The following is a 16305-nucleotide window of genomic DNA, read 5'->3' on the forward strand; positions in this document are numbered from 1 at the left end:
GTGGCCGATGACCGCTCACGCCGCCGCGCGGGTGCTCGTCGCGAGTTCCCGCACAAACGCCTGCATCGACCTTGGCGGACGACCCAGGATCGCCTGCAGCACCAGCGTATTGGCGCGCAATCCATGGGCTGCATAGTGTTCGTGGATCTTGCGCAGCAGCTCCCATTGGGCCGCGGTGTAGTCCAGCGGCAGGCGCGCCCTCCATCGCTCGAAATCGATCTCGCCGGGGACAATGTTGCGGCCGAGCGCCTCGCTCATCATCGCGGCAATCTGCGTGCGCGTCAGTCCCGCCTCGCCGGCCAGCTCGAAACAGCCGTGCGCCAGCCGATCGGTGGTCAGTGCCATCGCGGCGACCTCCGCCACGTCGCGATAGTCGACGCGGGCCACCGGCACGTCGACCGGATAGGGCTCGGCGAAGCTGCCCTCGGCCACCACGCGCGCCCATCCGCCCAGCAGGTTCTGATGGAAGTTCGCGGGCTGCAGCACGGTGAACTGCAGGCCCGAATCGAACAGCGCCTGCTCGACCGGAATCTTGCTGGCGTGGTTGGCGAGCGTCACGTCGGTCGGCTGGATCACCGAGGAAAACACGAAGCGCCGCACGCCGGCGCGCCGCGCCGCGGCGACCATGTTGATGCCGAGCTGCGATTCGTCCGGCGCGAAGGCCGGGCCGATGTAGAAGACGCCATCGACGCCATCCAGCGCGGCCACCAGCGTCTCGGGCGAGCGCAGGTCCGCGACCGCGACCTCGTCGACGCCATTGGCCAGGGCGTGGGGAGCGCGTTGCGCGTCGCGGACCAGTCCGCGCACGGTCACGCCCTTGTCCCGCAGCGCCTGCGGAACCAGGCCGGCAAACCGTCCGGCGGCGCCGACGACCAGTACGCGGCGCGCCGCCGCGGACTCGGAGGGAGATGTTGCTGTGGCGATGGATGTCACGATGCGTGTCCTCGTTCGTGGTGGATGATCCGGACACGATAGAGAGTCACGTATCGGAGGAGAATACGGGCGCTCGATGATTCTCTCTTCCACAAACTGAGAGAATGGCGGGCAACGATCTTCGAATCCAACCGGAATCCAACCGGAATCCAAACGGGAATCCAGCCGTGGAGCGCTGATGGACCGCGTATCCGACATCCTGACCTTCCTCGCCATCGCCGAGCACGGCAGCCTCAGCAAGGCCGCCCGGCATCTGGGCCGCTCGCTGCAATCGGTCAGCCGTTCGCTGGCGCTGCTCGAGCGCAGCCTCGGCGTGCAGCTGGTGCAGCGAACCACCCGCAGCTGCCAGCTGACCGAGGCCGGCGAGGCGTTCCGGCATCGCGTCGCGCCGGCCATGGCGGAGTTGAACGAGGCGTGGGATGCCGCGTCGAGCCTGAGTACGTCCGCGTCGGGCACGCTGCGGGTCAGCGCACCGGTGCTGTTCGCACCGGCATATATCGTGCCGGTGGTCGCCCGTTACATGGAGCGGCATCCGAAGGTGGAAGTGGAGCTGACGGTCAGCGACGCCTTCACCGGTCTGCGCGCGGAAGGGCTGGACTTGGCGGTGCGGATCGGCGAGGTGACCGACGACAACCTGAAGGCGCGCCGGCTGGCGATGCTGCGGCGCGTGGCCTTCTGCTCGCGCAGCTATGTGGCGCGCCACGGCGTGCCGGCGCACCCACGCGACCTGGCCGCGCATCGCTGCGTCGTGCGCAGCGGCGAGGGCAACGACGCGCGCTGGCCGTTCCTGATCGACGGCAAGCTGCGGCGCTTCGCCGTCGACGGCAGATTGCGCGCGGGCAGCACGGCCGCCGTCAACGAGGCCGTGGCGCTGGGCCTTGGCATCGGGTTCGGCCCGCTATGGCAGGTGCGGCCTCTGCTCGACCAGCGGCGCCTGGTGACGGTGCTGGACGCGTTCGAGGCGCCGCCGATCCCGGTGCAGGCGGTATGGCCCGCGGCCCGCGCGATTCCGGCCAAGACGCGGGCCTTCATCGACCTGCTGGCGGACCATCTGGGCGGCCTGTCGTTATAGCGCTGACCGGCCACCGGCGCTGCAGCGTGGCAACGCTTGCGACCGGCAGCGCCGCGCGGAAGTCCTTACTTCGCGAACACCTGGCTGATATCGCCGAACGCCTTGAATTCGAGCGCATTGCCCGACGGGTCGAGAAAGAACATCGTGGCCTGTTCGCCGACCTGGCCCTTGAATCGCACATGCGGTTCGATCACGAACTTGACGTTGGCCGCGCGCAGCTTGTCGGCCAGCGCCTCCCATTGCTCCATCGACAGGATCGCGCCGAAATGGCGCACCGGCACGTCGTCGCCATCGACCGCGCTGGTCGAGCGATGTCCGGTCTCTTCGGGCGACAGGTGCGCGACCACCTGATGGCCGTAGAAGTTGAAATCGACCCAGCTGTCGGAGCTGCGGCCCTCGGGGCAGCCGAGCAGCTCGCCGTAGAAGCGCCGGGCCTCGGCCAGATCGTGCACAGGGAACGCCAGGTGGAACAGGGGAATGGTTTGCATATGTGTGTGTCGGCCTTTGTGGAGAGAAAGCGCCCGGCTGCGGCGTGGTATGGTCCCGGAAATTCTACTCAGCACAAGTCGCGATATGAAGCGAATCATTTTGGCGCTGAGTATCAAAGATTTCGATCGGATACCGCCGAGCCCTTCGCCATGATCCGCTACTTCCGCACCTTCCTGGTCGCTGCCGAGACCGCTTCGTTTTCCGCCGCCGCGGCGCGGCTGTCGCTGACCCAGTCCGCGGTCAGCACGCAGATACGGCGGCTGGAAGAGGATCTGGGCTGCGCGCTGTTCGATCGCACCGGCAAATCGGTGGCGCTCAGCGAGCAGGGGCGCAAGCTGCTGCCCGAGGCGGTGCGCTTCGTCGAGCTGTACGAGTCGATGAAGGGACAGGCGCACGCGGCTCCCGCGCTGACGCCGATCGACCTGGGCGCGGTATCGACGGTGCAATCGACGCTGCTGCCCAAGGCGATGCAGCGTTTCCGCGCCGATTATCCGAAGACCCACGTCAATATCGTGCCCGGCATGTCGACGCAGTTGTTGACCCAGGTCGACGCGCGCGAACTCGAGGTCGCGGTGATGATCAAGCCCCGGCTCGGCATTCCGGCCGAGCTGAAATGGCTGCCCTTGCTGAGCGAGCCCTTCGTTGCCATCGCGCCGCGTGGCGCGCCGCGCGAGCTGAGGGCGATGCTGGGCGCGCTGCCCTTCATCCGCTACAACCGGCATTCGGCCGGCGGGCATCTGGTTGACCGCTATCTGAAGCGCCATCGGCTGCGCGTCGACGAAGGCATGGAGCTCGACGAGCCGGCGGTGATCCTGCAGATGGTCGACCAGGGCCTGGGCTGCGCGATCGTGCCGGCCGATCTGCTGCCGCTGGCGCAATGTCCGAACGTGCAGGCCGAACCGTTGCCGGGGCGGCCGATCCATCGCGAGGTCGGCGTGCTGGCGCGGCCCTCGGCACTGTCGCGCGCGCCGACCGCTGCGCTGATCGAGGCCTTCGTCATCGCGGCGCGCCAGTGGCGCGGGCGGCGGAGCAAATCCCGCTGAACCGGACGTGGCCGGACGGCTCGGACTCGCATGTCCGAATCCGGCTGGTCGCTTCGCCGGAAAGCGGTAGCATGCAGCCATGGAACTCGATCCCGACACCTGCTACCGCGCCGTGGTTTCGCACGACCGCCGCTTCGACGGGCGCTTTTTCGTCGCCGTGTCGTCGACCGGCATCTACTGCCGGCCGGTCTGCGCGGTGCGCACCCCCAAGCGGGAAAACTGCAGTTTCTTCGCCACCGCGGCGGCGGCCGAGAAGCACGGCTATCGGCCCTGCCTGCGCTGCCGGCCCGAGCTGGCGCCAGGCCATGGGATTGCCGACCTGTCGGGCCGGCTGGCGCAGGCGGCGGCGACGCTGATCGACGAGGGCTTCCTGGCCGATGCCGGCGTGCCCGAGCTCGCCGCGCGCATCGGCGTCACCGAGCGGCACCTGCGGCGGCTGTTCACCGCGCAGTTCGGCGTCTCGCTGGTCGACTATGCGCAGACGCAGCGCCTGCTGCTCGCCAAGCGGCTGCTGACCGATACCGCGCTGCCCGTCACCGAGGTGGCACTGGCGGCCGGCTTCGGCAGCGTCCGCCGCTTCAACGACGTGCTGAAGACGCGCTACGGCCTGGCGCCCACCGCGATGCGCAAGCGCGCCGCGGGCATGCCGGCCGACCGCCTGGTGTTCGAGCTCGGCTACCGGCCGCCAATGGCGTGGGCCGCGCTGATGCAGTTTCTCGGTGCGCGCGCGGTGCAGGGCGTCGAGCAGATCTGGCCCGATGCGCATGGCGGCGAATACGGACGCACCGTTGCCATCGAAGTGGGTGGACGACTGCACAGCGGCTGGATACGGCTCGCGCTGGTCCCGCAACGCCACGTATTGCGCGTGACGCTGTCCGGTTCGCTGGCGCATGCCATTCCGCAGGTGCTGGGCAAGGTCCGGCGCTTGTGCGATCTCGGTTGCCGGCCCGACGTGGTCGATCGCCATCTGGGCGCGCTGGCGGCCGACATGCCCGGCATGCGGTTGCCGGGGACCGTGGACGGTTTCGAGATCGCGGTGCGGGCGGTACTGGGCCAGGTCGTCTCGCTGGGCCAGGCCCGTGCCATGCTGCATCGGCTGGTGCAGGCCCATGGCGTACCGCTGGCCGCGCCGATGGACGAACTGCGCGCCTGCTTTCCGGGCGCGGCCACGCTGGCTGCGGTGCCAGTGACGGAGCTCAATGCACTGGGCGTGCCGATGGCCAAGGCGCGCGCGATCCATGCGATCGCCACGGCCGTGGTCGAAGGCAGGGTGTCGCTCGAGCCCGGTGTGGAACCCGCGCAGACCGTCGCGGCGCTGTGTGCCATCGACGGCGTGGGCGACTGGACCGCGCAATACATTGCGATGCGCGCGCTGGGCTGGCCCGATGCGTTCCCGGCCACCGACTATGCGCTGCGCATGGTGCTCGGCATCGAGCGCAACGGCGAGATGCTGCGGCACGCCGCGCAATGGGCGCCGTGGCGCGCTTACGCTGCCATGCATCTGTGGCGGCAGTACCAGGACATGCAGGACCGCCGCGAGCGCGAACGTGCCGAGGCGCGCGCGGTGCCCGCGGGCCTTGGCGCTACCACTGGCGATCCAGCCGTGACGCGACGCGCCCGCAGAACACGCCGCCCTCAATTACAGGAGCAGCCAACATGATTCACTATCGTTCGATGTCGAGCCCGCTCGGCGACGTGCTGTTGCGCGCAGAAGACGGCCATCTGACCGGGATGTTCTTTGCCGGCCAGAAATACCATCCGGCCGGACCGTTCGACTCCGCTGCCGTTGACGCACGTAATGCGCGCGTACTAGCGCAGGCGGCGCAAGAGCTGACCGAGTACTTCGCCGGTGGGAGGCAGCGTTTCACCGTGCCGCTGCGCCTGGCCGGCAGCGCCTTCCAGCAGCAGGTCTGGCGGGCGCTGTGCGAGATCCCCTTCGGCGAAACCATCAGCTATGGCCAATTGGCCCTGGGCCTCGGCCTGCCGCCCGGCCATGCGCGCGCGGTTGGCAGCGCGGTGGGCCGCAACCCGATCTCGGTGATCGTGCCCTGCCATCGCGTGCTGGGCGCCAAGGGCGCGCTGACGGGCTATGCCGGCGGCACCGACCGCAAGCAGGCACTGCTGCGGCTGGAAGGCACGGCGGCGGCGCCGCATCTGCCGCTGTTGCGCGACGCGCTGGCGGCCGCCGCATGACGGCAGCCGCATAACGATGGCCCGTAACGGCAGCCTCGTAACGGCAGCCACATCGCGCTACCCGCGCCGCACCCGCAACGCACCCGCGCCGCACCCGCAACGCACCCGCAACGCACCCGTAACCGCGCGCCGACATGCCACGGCTCTTTGTCGCACTGGAAACCCCGCCCGCGCTGGCGGCCTCGCTACTGGCGACGCTGCCGCGCGAGCGCGGCATACGTGCGACGCCGGCCGCGCAGGTCCACCTGACGCTGCGCTTCGTCGGCGAGGTCGACGAGGAAAAGGCCGCCGCGATCGACGCCACGCTGGCCACGATCGCCGCCGTGGCGGTCCCGGTGCAGGTCGCCGGCGTTGGCCGCTTCGGCCGGCGCGGCGGCATCCTGTGGGCCGGCGTCGTGCCCGCGGAACCGCTGCTGGCACTGCATGGCGCGCTCGATCTGGCGCTGCGCGATGCCGGGATCGAGCCCGAGACGCGCCCCTTCCACCCGCACCTGACGCTGGCGCGCTGCGCGCCGCATGCGCCCGAGCCACTGCTGCGCGAGTGGGTCGCCGCGCACCGGGAACTGGCCTGCCCGTCCTATCTGGCGCGGCGCTTCGTGTTGTTCGAGAGCCGCCTGCAGCGGCAGGGCGCCGAGCATCGCTGCCGCCGTGCCTTTGCCTTGCGCGAGCCGGAGCGGGACAACCCCCCGTAAGTCGGGCTCAAGTTTTGCGCCAGGGATGCCGTTTCTGTACTAGAGTCCCAACGCCCGCAATCTGGATCCCCGCACCCGCCCGCGTGATTTCATGAGTTCCCACGAGTCCATCGACCAGCCCGAGGCCGCCGTCCCGTCCGACGAGCAGTACCGCCTGACGCATGCCTCGCAGATCGGCACGGTGCTGCGCGATCTGGCGTGGCAGAAATGCACGCTGAACGTGCGCTCCGGCCGCGGCCGGGAAACCGTTTCCTCGGTGCTGCACGTCGATCCGGGCAGCCGCACCTTCATCTTCGACTGGTGCCGGACCGACGAGGAAGCGCGCGCGGTGCTGGAAGCCGAGGAAAACGCGATTTCGGCCTCGCTGCGCGGCGTGCCGGTCAACTTCACCATCGGCCAGCCGGAGCCGGTGCAATATCAGGGCGGTCCGGCGTTCAAGGCCCCGTTCCCGGACAAGCTCTATCACTTCCAGCGCCGCCGGCATTTCCGCGCGCGCACGCTGGTGACGCGGGGCTATGGCTGCGAAGGGCGGCTCGACGACGGTACCGTGGTCAAGCTCGATATCTCGGATCTGTCGCTATCGGGGGTGGGCCTGCGCTCGCGCACGGTCGGCGATACGCAGCTGACGGTCGGTACGCGCATCGCGCGCGCCCGGCTCGATTTCCGCGAGCTCGGCAAGCTCGACCTCGATCTGCAGGTGGTGGGACATTGGCTGGTGGGCCGCGACGACAGCGCGATTCATCATTTCGGCTGTGCCTTCGTCACTCCGGACGGGCGGCTGGAAAATACGCTGCAGCGGCTGGTATTCGCGCTGGAATTGGCCCATCGCGGCTGATAAAAGGCGCCGGCGGTTCGCAGCGAAATCGGCCGAAAATCGCCGTCCGCAATCACATCGTTCGCGCGAAAGCGGGAAATCCAGCGCCATTGAAAGCCGCTGGTCCACGCTTTCGCGAGGATGACGCGCGGGTCGGCGCCCTCGCGCTGTTTCTTCCTTATTGCGGCTTGCTCTGCGCCACCATCGTGAGGGCGAGCATCACATCGCCGGACAGGCGGCCACCGTTCGATGGCATGCCGGCATCTTCCAGAATGGCCCACAAATTCTCGGAGCCGGCTGCAATCCGTTGACGCAGTTCGGCGAGATAGGCCTGTTCGGCGGGCATCAGGGGTCTCTCTGCCATGCGCATATCCGCGACGATTGCGCCAAGCGAGATGTCATCGAAAGTCATATTGGTGTTGCGGTAGTCTCTTTTTTGGCAAGAGTCTTTCAGGTTCGGACTTGTTGGACGGTGATTTTAGCAATGTATATCGCAACGCGATGCATGGAATACCGCGACTTTTCTCCGGTCTATTCCGAGGAGTGATGGCGGCGACGCGCCTCACGCTTTAAAGCGTGGCGATTGTGAGCATTGCGACATGATTCGCTTCAAACAAGCGGCGCAATATTGGCGTTAATTGTCGATTGTCGTTGTGGCGAGGAGACAGCAACGCAGGGCAGCGACACAGGGCTTGCCTGGTGCCGCACGGTCATGCCGCGTCCTCATGTCACACCGTCGTGCCGCAACCTCGCGCCGCAATCACGCCGCAATCACGTCGCACTCACGCCGCAATCAGCCTGCTCATTTCCATCGCGGCCTCGCGCATGCGGGGCAGCATGCGGGCAAGCATCTCCGCCTCGCCGACCTGCGTGGGCCGCACGCTGACGCTGATGCCGGCCACGACCTCGCCCGATTCCGCATGCACCGGCACCGCGAGCGCGCGCAGATCGAGCTCCAGTTCCTCGTCCACCACCACGTAGCCGAGCGTGCGGGCCTGCTCGAAGCACGCCTCCAGCTCGGTGCGCGACACCTTGGTCTGCAGCGTGCGCGGTCGCAGCTCCGCGCGCTCGAAGTAGGCATCGCGCGCCGGCTCGTCCAGGTGGGCCAGCAGCATGCGGCCGATCGACGTGCAGAAGGCCGGCAGGCGGCTGCCCATGCCGAGCGCGTGCGACAGCATGCGGCGCACCTCGCAGCGGGCCAGATACAGGATGTCGGTGTCTTCGAGGATCGCCAGCGCCGAGGTCTCGCCCACCGCGGCGCTGAGCCGGTCCAGGATCGGCTGTGCCTGCGCGACCAGCGCGGTCGACGAGAAGTAGGCGTGGCCGAGATGGAGCACGCGCGGGCGCAGCGCGAAGCGGCCGTCTTCCTGGCTGACATAGCCGAGCCGCTGCAAGGTATAGAGGCAGCGCCGCACCGAGGCGCGCGACAGCTGCGTGCGCTGCGCGATCTGCGAAATAGTCAGCGGCCGCCTGCGTTCGGAGAAGGCCTCGAGCACGTGCAGGCCTCGGGCCAGCGACAGCATGAAGTTCGGATCGCCCGCGTACTGGTCCAGTTGGTCCGGACGCGGCGGAGCCGTGCGCGGTGGGGCCGCATCGGCGCGCGCGGCGTCGGAGGCAGCGGGAGCAGCGGGCGCCGGAGCGGCGGTGGAGCGGGTGGCGTCCATATGGGAAAGGGCAGGAAGAGGGCGACAGCGATTGTTCGATAATCGCGCATCATAACCGGCCCCGGGGTGCTGCGGGAAATCTGCGGCCAGCGTCGCTGCGCGATGCCCGCGCGCTCCGCGCATTCGCCGGCGTGCGATCCGAGCATTCCCCGCCGCGCGACCCCTCGTTCTCCGCCGCGCTATTCCGCCAGCGCCGCCAGGATTTCCGCATGCAGCCGGCGATCGCCGCAGGCCACCACGCGTCCGCCATGCTGCGGATCGTCACCGGTCCAGCTGGTGATGATGCCGCCCGCGCCCTCGACGATCGGGATCAGCGCCTGCACGTCGTAGGGCTGCAGCCCGGCTTCGACCACCGCATCGACATGGCCCGCGGCGACCATGCAGTAGGCGTAGCAGTCGCCGCCATAGCGCAGCAGCCGGGCGCGGTCGGCCACGCAGCGGAACGCCTTCCGTTCCGGCTCGTCGCCGAACATCTCCGGCGTGGTGCACATCAGCTTGGCGTCGGCGAGGCTGGCGCAGGGACGCGTGCGCAGCGGCGTCCTGCCGAGCCAGGCGGCGTCGCAGGTGCCGACGAAGCGCTCGCCGGTGAACGGCTGGTCCATCACGCCCAGCACGGGCCGGTCGCCGTCGTTCAGCGCGATCAGCGTGCCCCACAGCGGCAGGCCGGTGATGAAGGCGCGCGTGCCGTCGATGGGGTCGAGCACCCAGGTCAGCGGCGACGTGCCCTCGATGCGCTCATGCTCCTCGCCATGGATGCCATGGTCGGGATAGGTCGCGGCGATCAGCTCGCGCATCGCGGTCTCGGCAGCCTGGTCGGCGGCAGTGACGGGATCGAAGCGGCGGCCGCCCTTGTCCTGCACCTCGGCATGGGTGCGGAACAGCGGCAGGCTTTGCGCCGCGGCCGCGTCGGCCAGGCGGTGGGCGAAGTCCAGATATTCGTTCAGGCGTTCGGCGGGCAGCGGCATGGCGTCGGCAGCGGGTGGTTGCAGGAAGGGACGTGAAACGGGACCTGGGCAAGGGCGCAGGAAGGGCCGGCAAGGACCGGCCGATGCAGCGATGGTACGTCGGTCCCAGCGGGCATGCCAGCCGCGCTTTGGGGGCCTTGGCTCCGACTGACGCCTAGCGCCGGTTCGGCGCGACGATGCCGAATCGCTCCATCTGCCGGTAGACCGTCGCGCGCGAAATGCCGCAGGCCGCGGCGACCTCGGTCACGTTCCAGTGGTGCGCCTGCAGCGCGGCCAGCAACTGGCGCGCCTTCGGATCGTCGGGGACCGGCGAACCGGCGGGATGGGATGTGGGCATGGATGCGGGCACGGGTGCGGGCACCGACGCGGCCAGCGCGCGCGGCGGATTCGCCGTGCCCGCGTCGGTCACCTCCGGCGGCAGGTCGCCAAGATCGATATGGCCGCCGTCGCTCATCGCCAGCGCGAAGCGCAGCACATTGCGCAGCTGGCGCACGTTGCCGGGCCAGTCGTAGGCCAGCATCGCGCGCCAGGCGTCGTTCGACAGCGTGGCGTCGATGTGCAGCTGGGCCGCTTCCTCCTGGCAGATGCGTTCGATCAGATAGGCCTTGTCCTGGCGCTCGCGCAAGGTCGGCAGATACAGCGTGGCGCCGCACAGCCGGTAATACAGGTCCTCGCGAAAGCGCCCCTCGGCGATCAGCTGGCGCAGGTCCCGGTGCGAGGCCGCGACCACGCGCAGGTCGACCGCGACCGGACGCTGCGCGCCGAGCGGGGTGACCTCGCGCTCGGACAGCACGCGCAGCAGCCGGCTCTGCAGGTGCAGCGGCATGTCGCCGATCTCGTCGAGGAACAGCGTGCCGCCATCGCTCTGCGCGATCAGGCCGCGCATGCCCTTGCCGCGCGCGCCGGTGAAGGTGCCGGCGGTATAGCCGAACAGCTCGCTCTCGATCAGCGTCTCCGGAATGGCGGCGCAATTGACCGCGATGAAGGCATGCTCGCGCCGGTTGCTGCTCTGATGCAGCGCCTTGGCGAGGACCTCCTTGCCGGTACCAGTCTCGCCGTGGATCAGCACATTGAGCGGCTTGTTGGCGAGGCGTTTCGCCTGCGTGATCAGCCGCTGCATCTGCGCGTCGTCGGCGCCCAGCGCATCGAGCGCGGCGGTGTCGCCGGGCTCGGGCGCGGCCGGTGCGGGAATGCGGTGCGGCATCACGCGCGGCGCGATCGCGCTGGCGTAGTAGACTTCGTCGCCATGCGTGCGCAGCGTGGCGCGATCGGACGACATGCCGGCGCGTGCGATGCGCCACAGGTCGCTCATGCTCTCGCGGAACAGCATCGTCAGCGGGCGCCCGATCACCGGGCCATGGTCCGCCGCACGCAGCGCGCGGCGCGCACCGCTGTTGATGCCGCAGACGATGCCGTCGGCGTCGAAGGCCACCATGATCTCGCCGCTGACGTCGACCAGCGACCAGGTCGCGCCCAGCCGCAGGATCCAGCGGTCGCGGAAGTAGCGCAGGAAATTGGCGTCCTCGATCATCTGCGCGTACATCGCCGTCATCTGCAGCGCCAGATGCTGGCTCTCGCGCGGACCGGGCGAGGTCAGCGCCGATACGTCGAGCACGCCGAGAAAGCCGCCGGTGGGGTCGAACAGCGGCGCGCTGTTGCACGTCAGGCTGATATGCGAGACATCGAAGTGGTCGGTCTGGTGGCAGGTGACCGCATGCTGCTCGACGATGCAGGTGCCCACCGCGCAGGTGCCGGCCTGGCGCTCGCTCCAGTCGGCGCCGAGATAGAGGCCGGAGCTCTTGAGCTCGCGATCCCACTGGTCGTTGCCGATGAAGTCTACCGCGATGCCGTGCGAGTCGGTCAGCAGCAGCACGTAGCCGAGCGAGGACATGCGCTTGTACAGCTGCTCCATGCCGGTGCGGGCCACGCCGAGGAAGTCCTCGATCTGGTCCTTGTGCTCGCGCAGCCGTCCCGCCTCGACGATATGGGCCGGCATGCGGCGGCCGGGGTCCATACCGTACTCGTTCACGCAGCGGATCCACGAGCGCTCGATCTCGCTGAGCGGCGGCCGGGCCGGATCGGCCTGGCTGGCGAGCGTCAGCACCTGCTCGACATGCGCGTGCCGTTGGGCGGCTTGCTTGGCACTGATCACAGGGTCTCCTTCGCTGCGCCTTGCCGGGGGGACGGGCGACGCTTATCTGCTGTTGTCTTCGTGGTGTTATCCAATATAGACCCGGAGGCGGACGGTGTCGGTACCGCGGGCCGCCTTTTCCCTCTCCCCCGGGCCCTCTCCCGCGGGCGGGAGAGGGGAGCCCCCCGGTGGCCGAGAGCGCTGCCCCTTCCCAGGCGCGACGACCTTACACCAGCCCCGGGGCGGACTTCAATCCCGACAAGCCCGGGCTCAGACCTCGCCCCTGCGCAGCGCGCCGGCCAGGTATTCGGCCTGGCGGATCGCCAGCGCGACGATCGTCAGTGTCGGATTGGCGGCCGAACTGGAGGTGAACTGGCTGCCGTCCGAGACGAACAGGTTCTTGACGTCGTGCGCCTGCCCCCAGCGGTTGACCACGCCGTCGCGGGCGTTGGCGCTCATCCGGTTGGTGCCCATATTGTGACTGGCGGGATACGCCGGCATATCGATGACCCGCGTCGCGCCGACGGCCTCCGACAGCTTGCGGAACTGCTGCAGCCCGTGCGCCGCGATGGCCTCGTCGTTGCGGTGGTAGGTCTTGGTCACGATCGGGATCGGCAGGCCGTACTGGTCCTTCTCGGTCGGATGCAGCGTGATGGTGTTCTGCTCGCGCGCCATGTCCTCGCCGCAGACCCAGATCGCGGTCATGTGGTCGTACTGCTCCAGCGCCGAGGTCACGTCGCGTCCCCAGCCACCGGGCTTCATGAAGGCCGCCGTATAGGGCAGCCCCAGCGCCAGTCCCTCCAGGTAGTAGCCGCCGTTGAAGCCGCGCCTGGTATTGAGCGCGACCTCGTCGGCCACCACCGCGCCGATATCGAAGCCGCGGTACATGTAGACCGGCTTGCGATGGATCGCCACCGCGGCCGCGGTGGCGTGGTTCATGTAGTTGCGGCCGACCTGGCCCGAGGAATTGGCCAGCCCGTTGGGGAACAACGTCGAAGCCGAGTTCAGCAGCAGCCGCGCCGATTCGATCGAATTGCCCGCCACGCAGACCACGCGCGCCTTCTGCAGATGCTTGCGCCCCTTGCTGTCGGCATACAGCACGCCGTTGACCTTGCCGGACTTGTCGTGCTGGACCTGCAGCACCATGCTCTCTGGCCGCAGCTCGACGCGACCCGTCGCCAGCGCCTTCGGGATCTCGGTGTAGAGCGCCGACCATTTGGCGCCGATCTTGCAGCCCTGCATGCAGAAGCCGGCCTGCTGGCATGCGGGACGCCCGTCGTAGGGCGTGGAATTCGAGGCCACCGGCCGCACGATCTTGCGATAGCCGATCTTGCGCGCGCCGGCTGCCACCACCTTGTACTGGTTGCTTTCGGGCATCGGCGGCTGGCCGCTGGCGGCGCTGCCGGTCACGCCCATCTTCTTCTCGGCCTTGTCGTAGTACGGAGCCAGTTCCTCGTACGTGATCGGCCAATCCAGCACGTTGGCGCCTTCGACCTGCCCATAGATTTGCCGCGTGCGGAAGTCGTGCGGCTGGAAGCGCAGCGCGACGCCGGACCAGTGGATGGTCGAGCCGCCCACCGCCTTGACGATCCACGCCGGCAGGTTCGGATAGGTCTTGGTGTGGTGCCAGCCGCCGGCCGAGATCCGCTTGTCGAGCCACGAGATCTTGCGGAACATCGCCCATTCGTCGTTCTCGAAGTCCGCCTGCGTGTAGTGCTTGCCGGCCTCGAGGATCACGATCTTGCCGATGCCCCGCTGCGCCAGCTCGTTGGCCAGCGTGGCGCCGCCCGCGCCGGAGCCGATGATGACGACCGCGTCGCGGTCGTTCAGGTCGATCCGTGTTGCCATGTTTTGTCTCCAGTGTTGTCTCGATGCGGTACCGCGGTACGGTCAGCGGTGCCGTCTGTGCGGCCCTGCGATGCGCTTGCGGATCAACTCGCGGACCAGATTGCGGACCCCATTGCGGATCGAATGGGCCGATCAGATCCAGTCGATGTCGTTGAAGCCGCGGTTCGCGTAGCCGCCCTTCTCCCAGGAAGAGCCCTCGTAGCCGAGCAGCGGCCAGACCGCCTTGTTGTCGTAGAGGCTGGTCACCATCTCGCCGCGCACCTTCTCGAAGAAGGGCGTGGTCTCGATGGCCTTGAGCAGCGCGACCCGGTCGGCCTCGTCCTGCAGCTGTGCATAGGGTTTGCCGTGCTTGCGCTGCGCGGCCGCGTCGAGCTCGCGTACGCCCCGCTGCAGCAGCGTGCGGACCGCCTTGTCCTTGGCGGCCGCCTGGTCCAGCGGCGCGATGGCCTGCACGTAGTAGCGGTCGGCGAAGCGGTCGTGCGGGAAGATGTCGCGCGCCATCACCAGCAGGGTGCGCGCGGTCGGCGTGCCCAGCGCCTTCAGGTCGGTGACCAGCGCCTCGCGCGCCGGCTTGGCCAGCGCGCCGGGCGAGACCACGGCGACGCCGATGGCGGCCAGGCCCGTGCCGCGCAGAAAGCCGCGCCGGGTCACCGGCTGGGTCTTGGCCACGATGCGCATGCCGGCCGCGGGCGCGGCGGCATCCTCGTGCTGGATGTCGTCTTGCATTTGTCGTCTCCTTCGGTGGGATATCGGTATCGTTGTGTTCGCGGCGTCGGGCGTCGGACGTCGGGCGTCGGGCGTCGGGCGTCGGGCGTCGGGCGGCGGTTCGGCGGCATTCGGCGGCATTCGGCGGTGTTTGGCTGCGTTTGGCAGCTTGGGGCCGCATCAGGCAGCTTCGGACCGTATCGCGCAGCGTCGGCAGCGTTGGCCGCGCCGCGCTAGCCTGGCGGCGCCGCGGCACCGCGCGGCCGCGTTGCGTGACGGATGGAAGCGCACGGCATGGGCTCGTGGTCGTTCGCCGCCACGCTGCCGAGCACGTCGGTCAGCATGTGGTGCAGGCGGTCGGCCAGCACCTCGGCGATCACCGGCGCGCCCAGCTCGGTCTCGCACGACGTGGTGCGGTCGGCGAGCGCATCCCCCAGGCCCGCCGGCTGCCCGAGCGCTTCGCACAGCAGGCGCCAGTCCGGCGGCGCGATCAGCGTGCCCGAGGTCAGCAGCACGCCAGTGCGCCGGCGCAGTTGCGCGAGGCCGACGATCTTGCGCGAGTCGACCACGACCTCCCAGGGCGACAGGCCGCCATAGCAGGCCCACGTCAGTGCCGCATCCGCCTGGTGGCTGCGCGCCTGCTCGGGCGGCAGCGCGAACGCCGCGATGCCCATGTCGCGCAGCAGGCCCGCATGCAGCACGCCTAGCCACCGGTAGCTGCCGATCGGCCCGCTCGACAGCAGTGCGTGATCGGGCGGCAGCACGATCGAGGCCGACAGCATCCACGGGCCGGTCAGCACCGCGCCGCCGCCGGAGCCGCGCACGACCGCGCGGTCCGCGAGTGCGGTGCGCTCGTGCAGCGCCCGCTGCGAGCAGCCGAACACCACGCCGGGCGCGCGATAGGTCCACAGCCGCAGGCGCGGCTCGGTGACCGGCTCGGCCAGCTGCCGCGCGTTCCACGCCTGCTCGGCGTGCGGCGTCGCGGTGACGAGGGTCGGGGCGAGCGCGGCCATCACAGGTCTTCCGCGGATTCGAGGCGCCGCTTCAGGTCGCCGAGGAAGGCCGCGGCCGGGTAGCCGTCGACGGCGCGATGGTCGAACACCAGGTGCAGGCCCATCATCGGCGCGATGCTGATCCAGTCGTCCTTGACCACGGCGCGCCGGATCACGCGCGTGACGCCGAGAATCGCCGCCTGCGGCGCGTGCAGGATCGGCGTGAAGCGCTCGACCTCGGTCATGCCCAGGTTGCTGATGGTGAAGGTGCCGCGCTGGTAGGCGCCGGCGCTCAGCGTGCCGTTGCGCGCGCCCTCGGCCAGCGTGCGCGCCTCGCGGGCGATCTCCTCGACCGGCTTGCGATCGACCTCGCGCAGCACCGGCACCACCAGGCCGTCGTCGAGACTCACCGCGAGCCCGATATTGACGTCCGGCATCAGCTCGATCTCCTTGTCGGAGACGCGCGCGTTCAGGCGGGGATGCGCACGCAGCGTCAGCGCGGCGGCACGCAGCACGTAGGCGGTCAGCGTGAGCTTGACGCTGTCGCCCAGTTCCGCCTGCAGCCTGGCGCGCTTCGCATCGACTGCGCTGACATCGGCCTCGAGCGAATGCGCGACCCGGGGGATCTGCCAGCCGGCCGTCATGCCGCGCGCGATCGCGCCGCGCATGCCGGTCAGCGGAATGGTCTGCCGGGTGGGCCCGGGCGGGGACGCGGGCGCGGCGGTTCCGTCCTCCGCCGCCAGCGTCAGTGAGGCTTCGGCCAT

General features: G+C 69.3%; 16 protein-coding genes. 6 read left to right on the top strand and 10 right to left on the bottom strand.

What is annotated here, in order from left to right:
• Positions 1-15: 15 nt before the first annotated feature.
• On the bottom strand, positions 16-933 hold the full coding sequence (locus tag KZ686_RS20635; RefSeq protein WP_226106794.1) for an NmrA family NAD(P)-binding protein: 918 nt from the start codon (positions 931-933) through the stop codon (positions 16-18).
• A 178-nt stretch (positions 934-1111) separates the two neighbouring features.
• Between KZ686_RS20635 and KZ686_RS20640 the strand changes: the two genes are divergently transcribed.
• Entirely contained in the window at positions 1112-2005 is an 894-nt protein-coding gene (locus KZ686_RS20640; protein ID WP_226106792.1) for a LysR family transcriptional regulator, read from the top strand.
• A 65-nt stretch (positions 2006-2070) separates the two neighbouring features.
• Here the strand turns inward: KZ686_RS20640 and KZ686_RS20645 are convergent, their stop codons facing one another.
• Positions 2071-2493 (bottom strand): VOC family protein, encoded by a 423-nt coding sequence (locus tag KZ686_RS20645; RefSeq protein WP_149318467.1) that lies wholly within the window; start codon positions 2491-2493, stop codon positions 2071-2073.
• A gap of 150 nt (positions 2494-2643) precedes the next feature.
• Here KZ686_RS20645 and KZ686_RS20650 point away from each other — a divergent pair, with 150 nt between their 5' ends.
• The 5 genes from KZ686_RS20650 (at position 2644) to KZ686_RS20670 (ending at position 7257) form a co-directional block, all read left to right on the top strand.
• Complete coding sequence (locus KZ686_RS20650; protein WP_149318466.1) at positions 2644-3537, top strand: LysR family transcriptional regulator; 894 nt, start codon at positions 2644-2646, stop codon at positions 3535-3537.
• Between the two features lie 79 nt (positions 3538-3616).
• On the top strand, positions 3617-5197 hold the full coding sequence (locus tag KZ686_RS20655; RefSeq protein ID WP_226106790.1) for a DNA-3-methyladenine glycosylase 2 family protein: 1581 nt from the start codon (positions 3617-3619) through the stop codon (positions 5195-5197).
• Entirely contained in the window at positions 5194-5730 is a 537-nt protein-coding gene (locus KZ686_RS20660) for a methylated-DNA--[protein]-cysteine S-methyltransferase (RefSeq protein ID WP_226106788.1), read from the top strand. Before KZ686_RS20655 ends, KZ686_RS20660 begins: the two co-directional genes overlap by 4 nt.
• Before the next feature lie 134 nt (positions 5731-5864).
• Positions 5865-6422, top strand: a complete 558-nt coding sequence (gene thpR, locus KZ686_RS20665; RefSeq protein ID WP_265633533.1) for an RNA 2',3'-cyclic phosphodiesterase — start codon at positions 5865-5867, stop codon at positions 6420-6422.
• 91 nt (positions 6423-6513) lie between these two features.
• A complete protein-coding gene (locus tag KZ686_RS20670; protein ID WP_265633535.1) occupies positions 6514-7257 on the top strand; it encodes a flagellar brake protein in 744 nt (247 codons plus the stop codon).
• Between the two features lie 157 nt (positions 7258-7414).
• On the opposite strand, the gene KZ686_RS20675 is transcribed toward KZ686_RS20670, so the two are convergent.
• The 8 genes from KZ686_RS20675 to KZ686_RS20710 all read right to left on the bottom strand — a co-directional run bounded on the left by KZ686_RS20675 (position 7415) and on the right by KZ686_RS20710 (position 16305).
• Complete coding sequence (locus KZ686_RS20675) at positions 7415-7648, bottom strand: hypothetical protein (protein WP_006576881.1); 234 nt, start codon at positions 7646-7648, stop codon at positions 7415-7417.
• Positions 7649-8018: 370 nt separating this feature from the next.
• Positions 8019-8900, bottom strand: coding sequence for an IclR family transcriptional regulator domain-containing protein (locus KZ686_RS20680; RefSeq protein WP_265633536.1), 882 nt, complete (start codon positions 8898-8900; stop codon positions 8019-8021).
• A gap of 179 nt (positions 8901-9079) precedes the next feature.
• Positions 9080-9865 carry a histidinol-phosphatase gene (gene hisN, locus KZ686_RS20685; protein ID WP_149318460.1) on the bottom strand — a complete coding sequence of 262 codons (786 nt, stop codon included), beginning with the start codon at positions 9863-9865 and terminating at the stop codon, positions 9080-9082.
• Between the two features lie 154 nt (positions 9866-10019).
• Positions 10020-12017, bottom strand: a complete 1998-nt coding sequence (locus KZ686_RS20690) for a sigma-54-dependent Fis family transcriptional regulator (protein ID WP_265633537.1) — start codon at positions 12015-12017, stop codon at positions 10020-10022.
• Between the two features lie 249 nt (positions 12018-12266).
• Positions 12267-13844 carry a GMC family oxidoreductase gene (locus KZ686_RS20695; RefSeq protein ID WP_149318458.1) on the bottom strand — a complete coding sequence of 526 codons (1578 nt, stop codon included), beginning with the start codon at positions 13842-13844 and terminating at the stop codon, positions 12267-12269.
• Positions 13845-13976: 132 nt separating this feature from the next.
• Positions 13977-14570: a gluconate 2-dehydrogenase subunit 3 family protein gene (locus KZ686_RS20700; protein WP_223129692.1), complete on the bottom strand. Its 594-nt coding sequence runs from the start codon at positions 14568-14570 to the stop codon at positions 13977-13979.
• Between the two features lie 212 nt (positions 14571-14782).
• Positions 14783-15562 carry a lipoate--protein ligase family protein gene (locus KZ686_RS20705; protein ID WP_187829205.1) on the bottom strand — a complete coding sequence of 260 codons (780 nt, stop codon included), beginning with the start codon at positions 15560-15562 and terminating at the stop codon, positions 14783-14785.
• Positions 15562-16305 carry a dihydrolipoamide acetyltransferase family protein gene (locus tag KZ686_RS20710; protein WP_265633538.1) on the bottom strand — a complete coding sequence of 248 codons (744 nt, stop codon included), beginning with the start codon at positions 16303-16305 and terminating at the stop codon, positions 15562-15564. The genes KZ686_RS20705 and KZ686_RS20710 overlap by 1 nt, the downstream gene beginning before the upstream one ends.

Source organism: Cupriavidus cauae (genome assembly GCF_026210475.1).
Lineage (GTDB): Bacteria > Pseudomonadota > Gammaproteobacteria > Burkholderiales > Burkholderiaceae > Cupriavidus > Cupriavidus cauae.

What these genes read in the sequence shown, in the direction of transcription:
- thpR (WP_265633533.1), top strand. Translation starts at nt 5,865, where the DNA reads ATGCCACGGCTCTTTGTCGCACTGGAAACCCCGCCCGCGCTGGCGGCC.
- KZ686_RS20645 (WP_149318467.1), bottom strand. Translation starts at nt 2,493, where the DNA reads ATGCAAACCATTCCCCTGTTCCACCTGGCGTTCCCTGTGCACGATCTG.
- KZ686_RS20705 (WP_187829205.1), bottom strand. Translation starts at nt 15,562, where the DNA reads ATGGCCGCGCTCGCCCCGACCCTCGTCACCGCGACGCCGCACGCCGAG.
- KZ686_RS20670 (WP_265633535.1), top strand. Translation starts at nt 6,514, where the DNA reads ATGAGTTCCCACGAGTCCATCGACCAGCCCGAGGCCGCCGTCCCGTCC.
- KZ686_RS20680 (WP_265633536.1), bottom strand. Translation starts at nt 8,900, where the DNA reads ATGGACGCCACCCGCTCCACCGCCGCTCCGGCGCCCGCTGCTCCCGCT.
- hisN (WP_149318460.1), bottom strand. Translation starts at nt 9,865, where the DNA reads ATGCCGCTGCCCGCCGAACGCCTGAACGAATATCTGGACTTCGCCCAC.
- KZ686_RS20650 (WP_149318466.1), top strand. Translation starts at nt 2,644, where the DNA reads ATGATCCGCTACTTCCGCACCTTCCTGGTCGCTGCCGAGACCGCTTCG.
- KZ686_RS20660 (WP_226106788.1), top strand. Translation starts at nt 5,194, where the DNA reads ATGATTCACTATCGTTCGATGTCGAGCCCGCTCGGCGACGTGCTGTTG.
- KZ686_RS20655 (WP_226106790.1), top strand. Translation starts at nt 3,617, where the DNA reads ATGGAACTCGATCCCGACACCTGCTACCGCGCCGTGGTTTCGCACGAC.
- KZ686_RS20640 (WP_226106792.1), top strand. Translation starts at nt 1,112, where the DNA reads ATGGACCGCGTATCCGACATCCTGACCTTCCTCGCCATCGCCGAGCAC.
- KZ686_RS20700 (WP_223129692.1), bottom strand. Translation starts at nt 14,570, where the DNA reads ATGCAAGACGACATCCAGCACGAGGATGCCGCCGCGCCCGCGGCCGGC.
- KZ686_RS20675 (WP_006576881.1), bottom strand. Translation starts at nt 7,648, where the DNA reads ATGACTTTCGATGACATCTCGCTTGGCGCAATCGTCGCGGATATGCGC.
- KZ686_RS20710 (WP_265633538.1), bottom strand. Translation starts at nt 16,305, where the DNA reads ATGGCCGAAGCCTCACTGACGCTGGCGGCGGAGGACGGAACCGCCGCG.
- KZ686_RS20695 (WP_149318458.1), bottom strand. Translation starts at nt 13,844, where the DNA reads ATGGCAACACGGATCGACCTGAACGACCGCGACGCGGTCGTCATCATC.